Below are 14,663 nucleotides of genomic sequence, written 5' to 3'. Positions count from 1 at the left end.
GCCGAAGGCTGCGATCTTTTGCTTTGGTTGTTAACAGTCGCCATGTCCTACAAAAAATCGGTAGTCATCGACCCAAAGCCGCATTAGCTTAGACGTCTGTCACGAGTACGAGTTGAGGTGTGCAATGGATCTTCAAACATGGCTGGCGTTTTTCGCCGCCTGCTGGGTGATCAGTCTTTCCCCCGGTGCCGGCGCCATTGCGTCGATGTCCAGCGGTCTGCAATACGGTTTCTGGCGCGGATACTGGAATGCCCTGGGCCTGCAACTGGGCCTGGCGGTGCAGATCGCGATCGTCGGCGCCGGGGTTGGCGCGATTCTCACGGCATCGGCCAGCGCTTTTTATGCGATCAAATGGTTCGGTGTGGCGTACCTGGTTTACCTGGCGATCAAGCAATGGCGTGCGCTGCCCAGCGACATGAGCGATGACGCCGCGGTGCGTCAGATTGGCAAACCGATGGCCTTGGTGTTCCGTGGCTTCCTGGTGAATATCAGCAACCCCAAGGCGCTGGTTTTCATGCTGGCGGTGCTCCCGCAGTTCATCAATCCGCACGCTCCGCTGCTTATTCAGTATGTGGTGATCGGTGTAACGATGATCTGCGTCGATCTGATTGTCATGGCGGGCTATACCGGCCTGGCGTCGAAGGTGCTGCGCTTGTTGCGTACACCCAAGCAGCAGAAACGCATGAACCGGACCTTTGCCGGCCTGTTCATTGGCGCCGCAGCGTTCATGGCAACGTTGCGCAAAGCTGCGGTATAGAGCCATCAGATAGAAAAAAGGCGACCTATTCAGGTCGCCTTTTTCGTTTAAGGCCTGATTCGGAATCCATAACAAAGCTTGAGTGAAAGTCATTGGGAGGGAACAATATGTTACTTCGTGTTTCCAATTGAGATTCATTCATGATTGCCCCGTCCCGATTCCTGGCCTGGCTGATAGCGCCGGTGTTTGCCCTGTGCAGTTTTAATCTGCTGGCCGACACGGTGGAAGGCGCACCGCAAGCTTTGCACTTACTCGACTACATCGGCGCGGACTACCCGGAAGCGGTGCAGGCAGGCAAGGTCGTCAACGAGTCCGAATACCGCGAACAGCTGGAATTCGCTCAGGCGTTGCAAGGCTTGGTGGCCGCTATGCCGGCCAAACCGGAAAAGCCAGCGCTGGAGCAGGGCATCAGTCAGTTGCGCGAGGCACTCACCGCGCGTCAGGACGGCGCGGACGTCGCCCGTCAGGCGCGGCAGCTTGGCGCGAAACTGGCCGTGGCCTATGAAGTCAGCCAGGCGCCGATCATCACCCCGGACCCGACTCGCGGCGCGCCGCTGTATGCCCAGCATTGCTCGGTTTGCCATGGCGATGCAGGCGCTGGCGACGGTCCTGCGGGCGTCGGTATGACGCCACCGCCGGCCAATCTGCGTGACAACGCGCGCCTGGATCACCTGAGTCTCTACGCCATCTACAACACCGTAGGCCTTGGCGTCGAAGGCACCGATATGCCGGCGTTCGGCGATCAACTGGATGATCGTCAGCGTTGGGACCTGGCGACCTACATTGGCAGCTTCAGCGCCGATCCGGCGACTGTCAGCGGCGAAAGGGCCTACAACATTGCCGATCTGGCCCGTCAGACCCCGGCCGAGGTGCAGGCCGCCGATGGCCCGCAAGCGGCAGCCATTTTCCGCGCACAACGGGCGCAACCGCCGCAGGTCAAGCGTGGCCCGGCGCAGTTGCTCGATTACACCGCCGCCACGTTGGACAAGAGCGTCGCGGCCTACCGTGCCGGCGATCACGATCAGGCCTATGACTTGTCGGTAGCGGCCTATCTGGAAGGTTTCGAACTGGTTGAAAGCTCTCTGGACAACGTCGACGCCAACGTGCGTAAAGACACGGAAAAATCGCTGATGGCTTACCGTCAGTCGTTGCAGGATGGTTTGCCGCTGGATCAAGTTGAGCAGCGTCTGAATGACGCCAAGGCCAAGTTGAAAGCCTCCGCCGAGTTGTTGGGTAGCGATGGTTTGAGCTGGTCCCTGAGTTACATCTCCGGCTTGTTGATCCTGTTGCGCGAAGGCCTGGAAGCCATCCTGGTGCTGGCCGCCATCCTCGCGTTCTTGCGCAACACCGGCCAGCAATCGGCGGTGCGCAGCGTCAACGTCGGTTGGGGGCTGGCGCTGTTGGCCGGTCTGGCAACCTGGGCGCTGGCGGCGTATGTGATCGATGTCAGCGGCTCGCAGCGCGAATTGCTGGAAGGCGCGACGGCGTTGTTTGCCAGCGTCATGGTGTTGTGGCTCGGCGTATGGATGCACGACCGGCGTCACGCCGCGGCCTGGCAGGATTACATCAAGAGCAGCCTGGTGGGCGGTGGCGGGCGTTTCGGCTTTGCGATCCTGGCGTTCTTCTCGGTGTATCGCGAACTGTTCGAAGTGATCCTGTTCTACGAGACCCTTTGGTTGCAGGCCGGTCCTGCGGGCCATGACGCGGTGCTGGCGGGTGGTGCGACGGCCTTGGTGCTGTTGGTCGGTCTGGCCTGGGTGATCCTGCGCGGCTCGGCAAAACTGCCGCTGGCACTGTTCTTCAGCATCAATGCTGGCCTGCTGTGCGCACTCTCGGTGGTGTTCGCCGGGCATGGTGTAAAGGCGTTGCAGGAAGCCGGGATTTTCGGCACGCGGCCGGTGCCATTCTTTGAGTTCGACTGGTTGGGGATTCATGCGGATGCGTATTCGCTGAGTGCCCAGGCGGTGGCGTTGATTGCGATCATCGTGCTGTATAGCCGTAGCCGCATGGCTGAGAAGCGGCGGGTGCAGGTTTCCTGATCGAGTGATCCTTAAAAAGATCGCAGCCTCCGGCAGCTCCTACAGGTGTAAGTTGACCCTATGTAGAAGCTGCCGAAGGCTGCGATCTTTTGCTTTAAGAGGTAAAAAAACATGCGTGTCTGGATCGATGCCGACGCCTGCCCCCGGGCGGCCAAGGAACTGGTGGTGAAGTTCGCCCTCAAGCGCCGGTTTGAAGTGGTGCTGGTGGCGGGGCAGCCACAGATCAAGCCAGGCCTGGCACTGGTGAAGTTGATCGTGGTGCCGAGCGGCCCGGATGCGGCCGACGACTACCTGGTGGAACACGCGGTCCCCGGCGAGTTGGTGATTTGCAGCGATGTGCCGCTGGCCGATCGCCTGGTGAAGAAGGGCGTCGCAGCGCTGGACCCGCGGGGCAAGGAGTTCGATGCGCAGAACATGGGCGATCGCCTGGCTGTGCGCAACCTGTTCACCGATTTGCGTGAGCAGGGGCAAATGAGCGGCGGGCCCGCGCCGTTTGGCGAGCGGGAGAAGCAGGCGTTTGCCAATGCGCTGGATCGGATTTTGACCCGCCTATCCCGTAAACCCTGAGCGAATGCAGCCTTTGTGGGGAGGGAGCTTGCTCCCGCTGGGTTGCGAAGCAACCCCAGGACCTTCCACGACAACTTTCAGAAAAGTCGCAGCAATCGTTTTTACGACTGCTGCGCAGCCGAGCGGGAGCAAGCTCCCTCGCCACCGCGAGGGATCAGGCGTCGTTTTCGTGAGTCAGTTCAAGCACACGGTCGACCAGTTTGTTGATCCCGGACGCCGCTTCGCTGATCGATTGCGCCAGCATGTAGGCTGGGGTCGTCACCAGTTTGCGTGCCTTGTCTTCGACGATGTCACCGACCGCACAATCCTTATGAGTGGCGCCCATCTTGTTCAAGGCTGCAGACGTCTCTGTGTCGTTGCCGATGGTGCAGGTCACGCCCGGCCCGTAGATCTTTGCCGCCAGCGCCGGCGAGATGCAGATCAGGCCGACCGGTTTGCCAGCCTCGGCAAAGGCTTCGGTCAATGCCAGCACATCCGGTTGTACGGTGCAGCTCGTCCCTTCGATGGCGAAGTTGGAAAGGTTCTTGGCGGATCCGAAGCCACCGGGGACGATCAACGCATCGAATTCCTCAGCGTCTGCCTCGCGGATATCCTTGACCTCGCCACGGGCAATGCGCGCTGATTCCACCAGCACATTGCGCGACTCGGGCATTTCTTCGCCGGTCAGGTGGTTGATCACATGCAATTGCGCGATGTTCGGGGCAAAGCACTGCACCTGCGCGCCACGCTGGTCCAGACGCAACAGGGTAATCACGCTTTCGTAGATCTCGGCGCCGTCGTATACGCCACAGCCGGAAAGGATCACTGCAACTTTTTTGCTCATGGGCTTTTCTCCAGATTCATGGCGTTAAATGTCCACTAATTTGTCACTCGTTGCCATAGGGTTAATTCGCGGCTACACATAGCATCTGTCCTCAAGATTCCGATCAGGGCGCGTCATGGACTTCATTCTGTATGCGGTGCCGTTTTTCTTTGTGTTGATTGCCATCGAACTGGCGGCCGACCGCTGGCGCGAGGTGAGCAACTATCGGGTGGCGGACGCGATCAACAGCATCAGCACCGGTGTGTTGTCGACCACTACGGGCCTGCTGACCAAGGGCGTGGGCCTGGTCACTTACGCGTTTGCCCTGAAGCATCTGGCACTGTTCGAGCTTTCCGCCGATAGCGTGTGGGTGTGGATTTTCGCCTTCGTCCTTTATGACTTCTGCTACTACTGGCTGCATCGCATGGGCCATGAACGCAACATTCTCTGGGCCGCACATTCGGTGCATCACCAGAGCGAGGACTACAACCTCTCCACCGCCCTGCGCCAGACCAGTACCGGGTTCCTGCTGAGCTGGATCTTCTACCTGCCCATGGCCGTTGTCGGCGTGCCGCTGCTGGTGTTTGTGAGCGTCGCCGCGCTGAATCTGCTGTATCAGTTCTGGGTGCATACCCGGCACATTCCCAAACTCGGCTGGTTCGAGTGGTTCTTCGTCACGCCGTCCAATCATCGGGCTCACCATGCACAGAACGCTCTCTACATGGATCGCAACTACGGCGGGGTGTTCATTATTTGGGACCGTCTATTTGGCTCGTTCCAGGAAGAGGACGACAACGAACCGGTGATTTTCGGCGTGACCACGCCGCTGGCGAGCTGGAATCCGATTTGGGCCAACGTGCAGTTCTACGCGCAGTTGTGGGCGGATGCGCGGCGTACCGAAAGCACCTGGGACAAGCTGCGGATCTGGTTCATGCGCACCGGGTGGCGGCCGGCGGATGTGGCGGCCAAATACCCGATGAACAAGCCGGACCTGAGCCAGTTCCGCAAATTTGAAGTGCCGTTGGACGGGCGTCAGCAGCTCTACGTCGCGTTGCAGTTCTGCGTCTACATTGCGCTGGGCAGCTATTTGATGAATCTGGAGCCGAGCCTGCCGACCGGTGCCCTGGTATTGGGCTGGAGTGCGGTGGCGCTGGGTTTGTTTGTGTTGGGCGTAGCCCTGGAGAATCGCCCGTGGGCGTTGAAGCTGGAGCTGCTGCGGCTGGCGTCGAACGTGCCGCTGGTGTGGCTGGCGCCGCTGGTGGGGCTGTGGCCGGCCAGCGCGGCGGGCTGGGTTGGTTTGCTCAGTTACAGCCTGCTCAGCGGAATCGGTCTCTACTGCTGCAGAAACCGCTTCACTCGACTGGCTTAGTTTCGCTGGTCTTGGCCTGTTCGGCTTTCAGGGCCTGCTCGTCGGCGTAGATCTTCTTGGCCAGGCGGGCGTTCTTGAAACGGCGGCGTAGCCACAGGCCCAGGCCCAGAACGAGGAGGGCGCCGAGCACCCACAGCTCGTATTTCTTGATGCTGCCGAGCATTCCTTCCAGCACTGCGCCAAAATGATAGGCGGCGGCTGCCAGTGCGGTGGCCCAGATCGCTGCGCCAATGCCGTTGAGCAGCAAGTAGCGACCCGGTGGATAGCCCGACAGGCCGATGGCCACCGGCATCACCGTGCGCAGCCCGTAGACGAAGCGGAAGCTCAGCACCCAGATGTCCGGATGCTTGCGAATGTGTTCCAGCGCCCGGTCACCCATCATCTGCCAGCGCGGTTTGCGCGCCAGCAACTTGCGCCCGTGCTTGCGTCCCAGGAAGTACCACAGCTGATCGCCGGCATAACTGCCGCAGAACGCCACGACCACCACCAGGTTGATGTCCATGTATCCACGGAACGCGAGGAAGCCTGCGAGCACCAGAATGGTTTCGCCTTCGAAGAACGTGCCGAGAAACAGGGCAAAGTAGCCGAAGTCATGCAGAAATTGTTGGAGCATTGTCTGGGTGCTGGCGAAATGAACGCGCAGCCTAACCCTTCGTACACATTCAGGAAAGTGTCCAAATGTGTCTCGACGTGAACATTTCCTACAAGGACAATGGAAAGCGGCTACCTGTCGCAGCGTGCACATAAGTGTCACACGTTCGTCATAATGGCCGCTTATAACTGTTACGCTCGCACGCCAGCGGGCTCAGGAGTCTGCCGTGAGCTTTACCCCCGCCAACCGTTTGTTCCCTGCAACCCGCCTGCGCCGTAATCGTCGCGATGATTTCTCGCGTCGTCTGGTCCGTGAAAACGTACTGACTGTCGATGACCTGATCCTGCCGGTTTTTGTGCTGGACGGTGAAAACCGTCGTGAAGCGGTCGCTTCGATGCCGGGCGTCGAACGCCTGACTATCGATCTGTTGCTGGAAGAAGCGGCCAAGTGGGTCGATCTGGGGATTCCGGCGCTGGCGCTGTTCCCGGTGACGCCACCCGAACTCAAGTCTCTGGACGCCGCTGAAGCCTGGAACCCCGAAGGTATCGCCCAGCGTGCCACCCGCGCCTTGCGTGCGCAGTTCCCAGAGTTGGGTGTGATCACCGACGTCGCGCTCGATCCGTTCACCACCCACGGCCAGGACGGTATCCTCGACGAAGAAGGCTATGTGCAGAACGACATCACCGTCGACGCACTGGTCAGGCAAGCCCTGTCCCACGCCGAAGCCGGTGCCCAGGTAGTGGCCCCGTCGGACATGATGGACGGCCGCATCCAGGCGATCCGCGAGGCCCTCGAAGTGGCCGGTCACGTCAACGTGCGGATCATGGCCTACTCGGCGAAGTACGCCAGCGCCTATTACGGCCCGTTCCGCGACGCGGTCGGTTCGGCGCTGAACCTGGGCAAGGCCAACAAGGCCTCCTATCAGATGGACCCGGCCAACAGCAACGAAGCCCTGCACGAAGTGGCGGCGGACTTGTCAGAAGGCGCGGACATGGTCATGGTCAAGCCAGGCATGCCGTATCTGGACATCCTTTGCCGGGTCAAAGAAGAATTCAAAGTGCCGACTTTTGTTTATCAAGTCAGCGGCGAGTACGCCATGCACATGGCCGCAATCCAGAATGGCTGGTTGAGCGAAGGGGTTATCCTCGAATCCCTGACCGCCTTTAAACGTGCGGGCGCTGATGGCATCCTGACGTACTTTGCCGTTCGTGCCGCTCAATTGTTACGAGAGCAAAAATAGCCCTCCCAGGAACATGTGATGAATACCGAAGGACTCACTGAAGTTGCCGTAAAAGACGCTCAACCTGTGGTGGAGCAAATCGCCGAAACCCCGCCGGAGCTGGAGCCTGCTCCCCCGGCGGCGGTAACCGAGCCCGCCCCGGCGGCGCCAGCGATTGCCATTCCCGGCCTGGATGACAGCAGCCTGTACATCCACCGCGAGTTGTCGCAACTGCAGTTCAACATCCGCGTGCTGGAACAGGCGCTGGACGAGTCCTATCCGTTGCTGGAACGGCTGAAGTTCCTGCTGATCTTCTCCAGCAACCTGGACGAGTTCTTCGAAATTCGTGTCGCCGGCCTGAAGAAACAGATCACCTTCGCCCGTGAACAGGCCGGTGCCGACGGTCTGCAACCGCATCAGGCCCTGGCCCGCATCAGCGAACTGGTGCACGGTCACGTTGACCGCCAGTACGCGATCCTCAACGACATTCTGTTGCCGGAGCTGGAAAAACATCAGGTCCGCTTCATCCGTCGCCGGCACTGGACGACCAAGCTCAAGACTTGGGTCCGCCGTTATTTCCGCGACGAAATCGCCCCGATCATCACCCCGATCGGCCTCGACCCGACGCACCCGTTCCCGTTGCTGGTGAACAAGAGCCTGAACTTCATCGTCGAACTTGAAGGCATCGACGCCTTTGGTCGCGACTCCGGCCTGGCGATCATCCCGGCACCGCGCCTGCTGCCGCGGGTAATCAAGGTTCCGGAAGAGGTCGGTGGGGCTGGCGACAACTACGTTTTCCTGTCGTCGATGATCCACGCCCACGCCGATGACCTGTTCCAGGGCATGAAGGTCAAGGGCTGCTACCAGTTCCGCCTGACCCGAAACGCCGACCTGGCGCTGGACTCCGAAGACGTTGAGGACCTGGCCCGCGCCCTGCGCGGCGAGTTGTTCTCCCGTCGCTACGGTGATGCGGTGCGTCTGGAAGTGGCTGATACCTGTCCGAAACACCTGTCTGACTATCTGCTCAAGCAATTCAACCTGAGCGAGTCGGAGCTGTATCAGGTCAATGGCCCGGTCAACCTGACGCGGCTGTTCAGCATCACTGGCCTCGATAGTCAGCGCGAGCTGCAATACATGCCGTTCACGCCGCAGATTCCGAAATTGCTGCAGAACAGCGAGAACATTTTCAGCGTGGTCAGCAAGCAGGACATTCTGTTGCTGCACCCGTTCGAGTCGTTTACTCCGGTGGTTGACCTGCTGCGCCAAGCTGCCAAAGACCCGCACGTTCTGGCCGTACGCCAGACGCTGTACCGCTCGGGCGCCAACTCTGAAATCGTCGATGCACTGGTGGACGCGGCGCGTAACGGCAAGGAAGTGACCGCCGTCATCGAATTGCGAGCGCGCTTTGACGAAGAGTCCAACCTGCAACTGGCCAGCCGTCTGCAAGCGGCCGGTGCGGTGGTGATCTACGGCGTGGTCGGCTTCAAGACCCACGCCAAGATGATGCTGATCCTGCGCCGCGAGGCCGGTGAAATCGTGCGTTACGCGCACCTCGGCACCGGTAACTACCACGCCGGCAACGCCCGCCTGTACACCGACTACAGCCTGCTGACTTCCGACGACGCCTTGTGCGAAGACGTCGGCAAACTGTTTAGCCAGTTGATCGGCATGGGTAAGACGCTGCGCATGAAGAAGCTGCTGCACGCGCCGTTCACCCTGAAGAAGGGCATGCTCGACATGATTGCCCGCGAGACCCAGTTCGCCCTCGATGGCAAACCGGCGCACATCATTGCCAAGTTCAACTCGCTGACCGATCCGAAGATCATCCGCGCGTTGTATAAGGCCAGTCAGTCGGGCGTGCGCATCGACCTCGTGGTGCGCGGCATGTGCTGCCTGCGGCCGGGCATCGCCGGGGTTTCGCACAACATTCACGTGCGCTCGATCATCGGTCGTTTCCTGGAACACACTCGGGTCTTCTACTTCCTCAATGGCGGCGACGAGCAGATGTTCCTCTCCAGCGCCGACTGGATGGAGCGCAACCTCGACAAGCGCGTCGAGACGTGCTTCCCGGTGGAAGGCAAGAAGCTGATCATGCGGGTCAAGAAAGAGCTGGAGCTGTATCTCACCGATAACACCCACAGCTGGAGCCTGCAGTCGGACGGCCGTTACATCCGCAACACACCGACCGGCAACCAGAACCCGCGCAGTGCGCAGGCTACGTTGCTGGAGCGTTTGGGTAGCCCGATCCTGGCGGTGCGTTAAAAACGTCGGGCAATAAAAAATGGCGATCCCCAGGGATCGCCATTTTTGTTTCTACAGAACGATGATCCCCCTGTAGGAGCTGCCGAAGGCTGCGATCTTTTGATCTTGTTTTTAAGATCAAGATCAAAAGATCGCAGCCTGCGGCAGCTCCTGCAGGGCAGTGACTGCAGCCATCCCCGTTTCTGTGGGAGCTGGCTTGCCAGCGATGGCGATCGTCCAGTCACCGCATGAATAAGGACCGCGTTTCAGCGCACGTTCAGCACGAAATTCACGCGAGTCAGCCATTCCGCTTCGAGGGCGAAGTCGGCCTGGGTCAGCTGGTTTTCGTCCAGCCATTTTTCCGGGAACAGCACGTCGAGGCTGTCGCCGTTGGCTTGCAGGACCACCTGAGGCATTTGCTGAGTGCCGCGAATGTGATGGAACAGAATCGCAAAGCGCAGCAGCACGCACAGGCGAATCAGCTTGATGCCGTCCTCACCGAAATCGGCGAACTTGTCCTTGGGAATGTTGCGGCGGTGGCCACGCACCAGCAGCGCGAGCATCAGTTGGTCTTCGCGGGAGAACCCGGCCAGGTCCGAGTGCTCGATCAGGTAGGCGCCGTGCTTGTGGTAGTGATAGTGCGCGATGTCGAGGCCCACTTCATGGACCTTGGCCGCCCAGCCAAGCCGCTCGCGCCAAACGCCGTCTTCGTCGTCCAGATCCCAATCCTTGGCCACCTGATCAAAGGCGTGCAGGGCCTTGCGTTCAACCCGCGCCGCCTGTTCCAGGTCGACGTGATAACGCTCCATCAGCGAGGTCAGCGTACGCTCGCGCACGTCTTCGTGATGGTGACGACCCAGCAGGTCGTAGAGCACGCCTTCGCGCAGGGCGCCTTCGCAGTGATCCATGCGTTGCAGTTCGAGGGAGTCGAAGATGGCTTCGAGAATCGCCAGGCCAGCCGGGAAAATGGCGCGGCGATCCGGCTTGATGCCTTCGAAGTCGATTTTCTCGACATCGCCGAGTTTGAACAGTCTGCGCTTGAGCCAGGCCAGGCCTTCGGCGTTCACCTCACCCGCACCGTGACCGCCGGCCTTCAGGGCCAGGCCGATGGCGCGGATGGTCCCCGAGGAGCCAATGGCTTCATCCCAGGTCAGGCGGTGCAGGGCGTGTTCGATGCTCATGATCTCCAGCCGCGCCGCCGTGTACGCCTGGGCGTAGCGGGCCGGGGTGATCTTGCCGTCCTTGAAATAGCGTTGGGTGAAGCTGACGCAACCCATCTGCAGGCTTTCGCGCAGCAGCGGTTCGAAGCGCTGGCCGATGATGAACTCGGTACTGCCACCGCCGATGTCGGCCACCAGACGTTTGCCCGGGGTGTCCGCGAGGGTGTGGGACACACCGAGGTAAATCAGACGCGCTTCTTCACGGCCGGAGATGACTTCCACCGGATGGCCGAGGATTTCTTCGGCGCGGTGGATGAATTCGTTGCGGTTACGGGCCTCACGCAGGGCGTTGGTGCCCACGATCCGCACGGCGCCGGGCGGCATACCGTTGATCAGTTGGGCGAAGCGTTTCAGGCAGTCGAGCCCGCGTTGCATGGATTCTTCGCTGAGCTTGCGCTCGTCGTCGATGCCGGCGGCGAGCTGAACCTTCTCCCCGAGACGCTCGAGAATACGGATTTCGCCGTTCTGGGCCTTTGCCACGACCATGTGAAAGCTGTTGGAGCCCAGGTCGATTGCGGCGATCAGGGACAGATTCTTGGCTTGGGATAGCGGCATGGTGTGGGGGTCTCGGTCGATAACCCTGACATCGTGCCACGATCAAACGCTGACGCCAACGCGCAGTGTTCAAAGCCTTGATCCAACACAACTCTTGTGGCGAGGGAGCTTGCTCCCGCTGGGCTGCGAAGCGGCCCTAAAGACCTACACCCCGATTTCAGCTGGAAATCGCGAGTAGAGGTTTTGCGACCGCTGCGCCGCCGAGCGGGAGCAAGCTCCGTCGCCACAGATAATTAGCCTGTTGCCTCGACGGTCCCAATGAAATTCGCCAATTCCGCCGTCTGTGGATTGGCAAACAACACTTTCGGATCGCCGACCTCATGCACCAAGCCTTGATGCATGAACACCAACTTGTCCCCAACCTCCCGGGCGAAGCGCATTTCGTGGGTGACCATGATCAGCGTCATGCCTTCCTTGGCCAGTTGCCGGACCACGCTCAGCACTTCGTTGACCAGTTCCGGGTCCAGGGCGGAGGTGATTTCATCGCACAGCAGCACTTTCGGCGACATCGCCAGGGCGCGGGCAATCGCCACTCGCTGTTGCTGCCCGCCGGACAAGCGGTCCGGGAAGGCGTCGAATTTCTCCCCGAGCCCGACCCGCTCCAGCATCTGTCGCGCCAGTTCGGCGGCTTTGGCTTTCGGGACTTTTTGCACCACTTGCGGCGCGAGCATGACGTTTTCGCCCACGGTCAGGTGCGGGAACAGGTTGAACTGCTGAAACACCATGCCGACTTTCTGCCGCAGGCTGCGCAGGTCGGCGCGGGCGGCGTCGAGGTATTCGCCGTCGACTTCGATGACGCCGTCGTTGATCGATTCCAGCCCGTTGAGGGTACGCAGCAAGGTCGATTTGCCCGAGCCGCTGCGCCCGATGATCGCCACCACCTGGCCTTCCTCGACGCTCAGGTCGATGCCTTTGAGCACATGGTGGTCGCCGTAAAATTTATGCAGAGCGGAAATTCTAAGCAGAGGCATGCAGTCTCCTTTCCAGATAGCGCGCGCTGAGCGACAAGGGGTAGCAGAGCAAGAAGTAGCCGAGGGCGACGAGGCCATAGACCATGAACGGTTCGAACGTAGCGTTGGCGAGCATGCCGCCGGTCTTGGTCAGTTCGGTGAAACCGATGATCGAGGTCACGGCGGTGCCTTTGACCACTTGCACCGAGAAGCCCACGGTCGGTGCCACAGCGATGCGCAAGGCCTGCGGCAGGATCACGTAGCGCAATTGCTCCAGCGGGTTCAGCGCCAGGCTCGACGAGGCTTCCCACTGGCCATTGGGGATTGATTCGACGCAGCCGCGCCAGATCTCCGCCAGGTAAGCGCTGGCGAACAGCGTCAGCGCGATCGCCGCCGCCATCCACGGCGAAATCTCGATTCCGGCCAACGCCACGCCAAAAAACACCAGAAACAGCTGCATCAAAAGCGGCGTGCCCTGAAACAGTTCGATGTAGGTCCGGGCGAAGTTGCGTGGCAGAGATTTGTTGGAAATGCGCATGACCATGATCAACAGGCCGATCAGCCCGCCGCCAATGAACGCCACCAGCGACAGCGCCAGCGTCCATTGCAGGCCGGTGAGCAGGTTGCGCACGATGTCCCAAAAGGTGAAATCGCTCATTGGGCACTCCTTGCAATGTAGCGGCGGCCGATCCAGTTCAGTAGTTGGCGGATCATTAGCGCCATGCACAGGTAGACCAGCGTGGTCAGGGCGTAGGTTTCAAAGGCGCGGAAGTTGCGCGATTGAATGAAGTTGGCGGCGAAGCTCAGCTCTTCGGTGGCGATCTGCGAGCAGACCGCCGAACCGAGCATGACGATGATGATCTGGCTGCTCAGGGCCGGCCAGACCTTGCTCAGTGCTGGCAGCAACACCACGTGGCGAAAGGCTTCGAAGCGCGTCATCGCCAGCGCCGCGGCGGCTTCCAGCTGACCCCGGGGGATCGCCTGGATGCCCGCACGAATGATCTCGGTGGAGTAGGCCCCCAGGTTGATCACCATCGCCAGCACGGCGGCCTGCCATTCGGAAATCTGCACGCCCAGTGACGGCAAGCCGAAGAAGATAAAGAACAACTGCACCAGGAATGGCGTGTTGCGGATCAACTCGACGTAAACGCCAAAGATGCCGGCGAACGGGCGGATGTTCCACGCCCGCACCAGTGCCCCAACGATGCCCAGGCCCACCCCGAGCACCGCGCCGATGGCCGTCAGCTCCAGGGTGAACAACGCACCGCGCAACAGCAGATCGGTGTTTTGCACCACCGGCAAGAAATCGAACTGATAAGCCATAACGTGTCTCCTGCGTGCCGGATCAGAGGTCGGCCGGCAGCGGTTCTTTCAGCCAGGTCATGGCGTTTTTCTCCAGCGCGCCGTCGCTCTTGGCGGTGACGAGGATCTGGTTGACCTTGTCCAGCAGCGCCGGCTCGTTCTTGTTCACACCGACGTAGACCGGCGAATCCTTGAGCTTCACTTTCAGTGCAGGCACGCGTTTCGGGCTCTTCTCGCTGATCGCCACCATCACCACGTTGCCGCTGGCGATCAGGTCGACCTGACCGGCCAGGTAGGCAGCGATGGTCGAGTTGTTGTCTTCGAAGCGCTTGATGGTCACGCCTTCAGGGGCGACTTTGGTCAGCTCGATGTCTTCGATGGCGCCACGGGTGACGCTGATGGTCTTGCCCTTGAGGTCGTCCAGGCTTTTGATGTCGGCGTCTGGCGGACCGAATACGGCGAGGTAGAACGGCGCATAGGCACGGGAGAAATCGATGACTTTTTCGCGCTCGGGGTTCTTGCCGAGGCTGGAAATCACCAGGTCGACCTTGCCGGTGGTCAGGAACGGAATGCGGTTGGTGCTGTTGACCGGGGTCAGTTCGAGTTTGACCTTGAGCTGGTCGGCCAGCAGTTTGGCGGTGTCGATGTCGAGGCCGCGCGGCTTCATGTCCGGCCCGACCGAGCCGAAGGGCGGGAAGTCCTGTGGCACGGCGACCTTGAGGACGCCGCGCTTGACCACATCCTCCAGACCGTCGGCGTGGGCGGGTGCCTGGCTCAGCATCAGGCTGGCAAACAGGGCAGCGAGGAGGGCGCTGTAACGCTGGGTCATGGCAAATCTCCGAATCGGCGAGGTGTGAATTCTGCGATTCGACAGAGCATGGGCCATGCCAACATGGGCTATTCGGGTCGGCAGGCCTCGGTTTTGCTGGCGTCTCAAGGTCTTACTGGTCTGAACAGTCAGGTGTTGTTTCGCACCTCGATAGCGCACCTGTGAAAATTCCCGAACCCCCATGGGGCACGACTTGCCGGACGCGGCGAATAGCTTTACAA

At 60.6% G+C, this 14,663-nt stretch carries 13 protein-coding genes; 6 read left to right on the top strand and 7 right to left on the bottom strand.

The features are described 5' to 3' along the window. The first annotated feature begins 124 nt into the window (after nt 1–124). The 3 genes from rhtB (at nt 125) to NL64_RS08370 (ending at nt 3,363) form a co-directional block, all read left to right on the top strand. A complete protein-coding gene (gene rhtB, locus NL64_RS08380; RefSeq protein WP_034147667.1) occupies nt 125–757 on the top strand; it encodes a homoserine/homoserine lactone efflux protein in 633 nt (210 codons plus the stop codon). A gap of 140 nt (nt 758–897) precedes the next feature. Further along, complete coding sequence (locus tag NL64_RS08375; protein ID WP_034147666.1) at nt 898–2,796, top strand: FTR1 family protein; 1,899 nt, start codon at nt 898–900, stop codon at nt 2,794–2,796. 111 nt (nt 2,797–2,907) lie between these two features. Next, entirely contained in the window at nt 2,908–3,363 is a 456-nt protein-coding gene (locus NL64_RS08370; RefSeq protein ID WP_034147665.1) for a YaiI/YqxD family protein, read from the top strand. A 154-nt stretch (nt 3,364–3,517) separates the two neighbouring features. On the opposite strand, the gene elbB is transcribed toward NL64_RS08370, so the two are convergent. Beyond that, nucleotides 3,518–4,186 carry an isoprenoid biosynthesis glyoxalase ElbB gene (gene elbB, locus NL64_RS08365; RefSeq protein WP_034147664.1) on the bottom strand — a complete coding sequence of 223 codons (669 nt, stop codon included), beginning with the start codon at nt 4,184–4,186 and terminating at the stop codon, nt 3,518–3,520. 115 nt (nt 4,187–4,301) lie between these two features. On the opposite strand from elbB, the gene NL64_RS08360 reads away from it, so the two are divergent. Beyond that, nucleotides 4,302–5,534 (top strand): sterol desaturase family protein, encoded by a 1,233-nt coding sequence (locus tag NL64_RS08360; protein WP_034147663.1) that lies wholly within the window; start codon nt 4,302–4,304, stop codon nt 5,532–5,534. On the opposite strand, the gene NL64_RS08355 is transcribed toward NL64_RS08360, so the two are convergent. Beyond that, on the bottom strand, nt 5,518–6,147 hold the full coding sequence (locus NL64_RS08355) for a DedA family protein (protein ID WP_034147662.1): 630 nt from the start codon (nt 6,145–6,147) through the stop codon (nt 5,518–5,520). The two genes, NL64_RS08360 and NL64_RS08355, sit on opposite strands and share 17 nt — an antisense overlap. A 205-nt stretch (nt 6,148–6,352) precedes the next feature. Between NL64_RS08355 and hemB the strand changes: the two genes are divergently transcribed. Both hemB and ppk1 read left to right on the top strand, forming a co-directional pair. Continuing rightward, nucleotides 6,353–7,366: a porphobilinogen synthase gene (hemB, locus tag NL64_RS08350; protein WP_034147661.1), complete on the top strand. Its 1,014-nt coding sequence runs from the start codon at nt 6,353–6,355 to the stop codon at nt 7,364–7,366. 18 nt (nt 7,367–7,384) lie between these two features. Beyond that, complete coding sequence (gene ppk1, locus NL64_RS08345) at nt 7,385–9,607, top strand: polyphosphate kinase 1 (protein WP_034147660.1); 2,223 nt, start codon at nt 7,385–7,387, stop codon at nt 9,605–9,607. A 245-nt stretch (nt 9,608–9,852) separates the two neighbouring features. Here the strand turns inward: ppk1 and ppx are convergent, their stop codons facing one another. The 5 genes from ppx to NL64_RS08320 form a co-directional block, all read right to left on the bottom strand. Beyond that, complete coding sequence (ppx, locus tag NL64_RS08340; protein WP_034147659.1) at nt 9,853–11,361, bottom strand: exopolyphosphatase; 1,509 nt, start codon at nt 11,359–11,361, stop codon at nt 9,853–9,855. Nucleotides 11,362–11,594: 233 nt separating this feature from the next. Further along, the gene (locus tag NL64_RS08335; protein ID WP_034147658.1) at nt 11,595–12,332 is read right to left on the bottom strand and encodes an amino acid ABC transporter ATP-binding protein; all 738 of its coding nucleotides are present in this window, start codon (nt 12,330–12,332) and stop codon (nt 11,595–11,597) included. Beyond that, nucleotides 12,319–12,969, bottom strand: coding sequence for an amino acid ABC transporter permease (locus NL64_RS08330; protein WP_034147657.1), 651 nt, complete (start codon nt 12,967–12,969; stop codon nt 12,319–12,321). Before NL64_RS08330 ends, NL64_RS08335 begins: the two co-directional genes overlap by 14 nt. Further along, entirely contained in the window at nt 12,966–13,634 is a 669-nt protein-coding gene (locus NL64_RS08325; protein ID WP_034147656.1) for an amino acid ABC transporter permease, read from the bottom strand. The genes NL64_RS08330 and NL64_RS08325 overlap by 4 nt, the downstream gene beginning before the upstream one ends. A gap of 22 nt (nt 13,635–13,656) precedes the next feature. After that, nucleotides 13,657–14,442, bottom strand: coding sequence for a transporter substrate-binding domain-containing protein (locus NL64_RS08320; RefSeq protein ID WP_034147655.1), 786 nt, complete (start codon nt 14,440–14,442; stop codon nt 13,657–13,659). Nucleotides 14,443–14,663 lie beyond the last annotated feature (221 nt).

The sequence above is a fragment of the Pseudomonas fluorescens genome (genome assembly GCF_000802965.1).
GTDB classification, from domain to species: Bacteria; Pseudomonadota; Gammaproteobacteria; order Pseudomonadales; family Pseudomonadaceae; genus Aquipseudomonas; species Aquipseudomonas fluorescens_A.
Note: the sequence above shows the minus strand (reverse complement) of the source record. Positions and strands in the feature narration are given on the sequence as shown.

Coding starts and splice junctions, on each gene's coding strand:
- rhtB (WP_034147667.1), top strand. CDS start 125: ATGGATCTTCAAACATGGCTGGCGTTTTTCGCCGCCTGCTGGGTGATC.
- NL64_RS08375 (WP_034147666.1), top strand. CDS start 898: ATGATTGCCCCGTCCCGATTCCTGGCCTGGCTGATAGCGCCGGTGTTT.
- NL64_RS08370 (WP_034147665.1), top strand. CDS start 2,908: ATGCGTGTCTGGATCGATGCCGACGCCTGCCCCCGGGCGGCCAAGGAA.
- elbB (WP_034147664.1), bottom strand. CDS start 4,186: ATGAGCAAAAAAGTTGCAGTGATCCTTTCCGGCTGTGGCGTATACGAC.
- NL64_RS08360 (WP_034147663.1), top strand. CDS start 4,302: ATGGACTTCATTCTGTATGCGGTGCCGTTTTTCTTTGTGTTGATTGCC.
- NL64_RS08355 (WP_034147662.1), bottom strand. CDS start 6,147: ATGCTCCAACAATTTCTGCATGACTTCGGCTACTTTGCCCTGTTTCTC.
- ppk1 (WP_034147660.1), top strand. CDS start 7,385: ATGAATACCGAAGGACTCACTGAAGTTGCCGTAAAAGACGCTCAACCT.
- ppx (WP_034147659.1), bottom strand. CDS start 11,361: ATGCCGCTATCCCAAGCCAAGAATCTGTCCCTGATCGCCGCAATCGAC.
- NL64_RS08335 (WP_034147658.1), bottom strand. CDS start 12,332: ATGCCTCTGCTTAGAATTTCCGCTCTGCATAAATTTTACGGCGACCAC.
- NL64_RS08330 (WP_034147657.1), bottom strand. CDS start 12,969: ATGAGCGATTTCACCTTTTGGGACATCGTGCGCAACCTGCTCACCGGC.
- NL64_RS08325 (WP_034147656.1), bottom strand. CDS start 13,634: ATGGCTTATCAGTTCGATTTCTTGCCGGTGGTGCAAAACACCGATCTG.
- NL64_RS08320 (WP_034147655.1), bottom strand. CDS start 14,442: ATGACCCAGCGTTACAGCGCCCTCCTCGCTGCCCTGTTTGCCAGCCTG.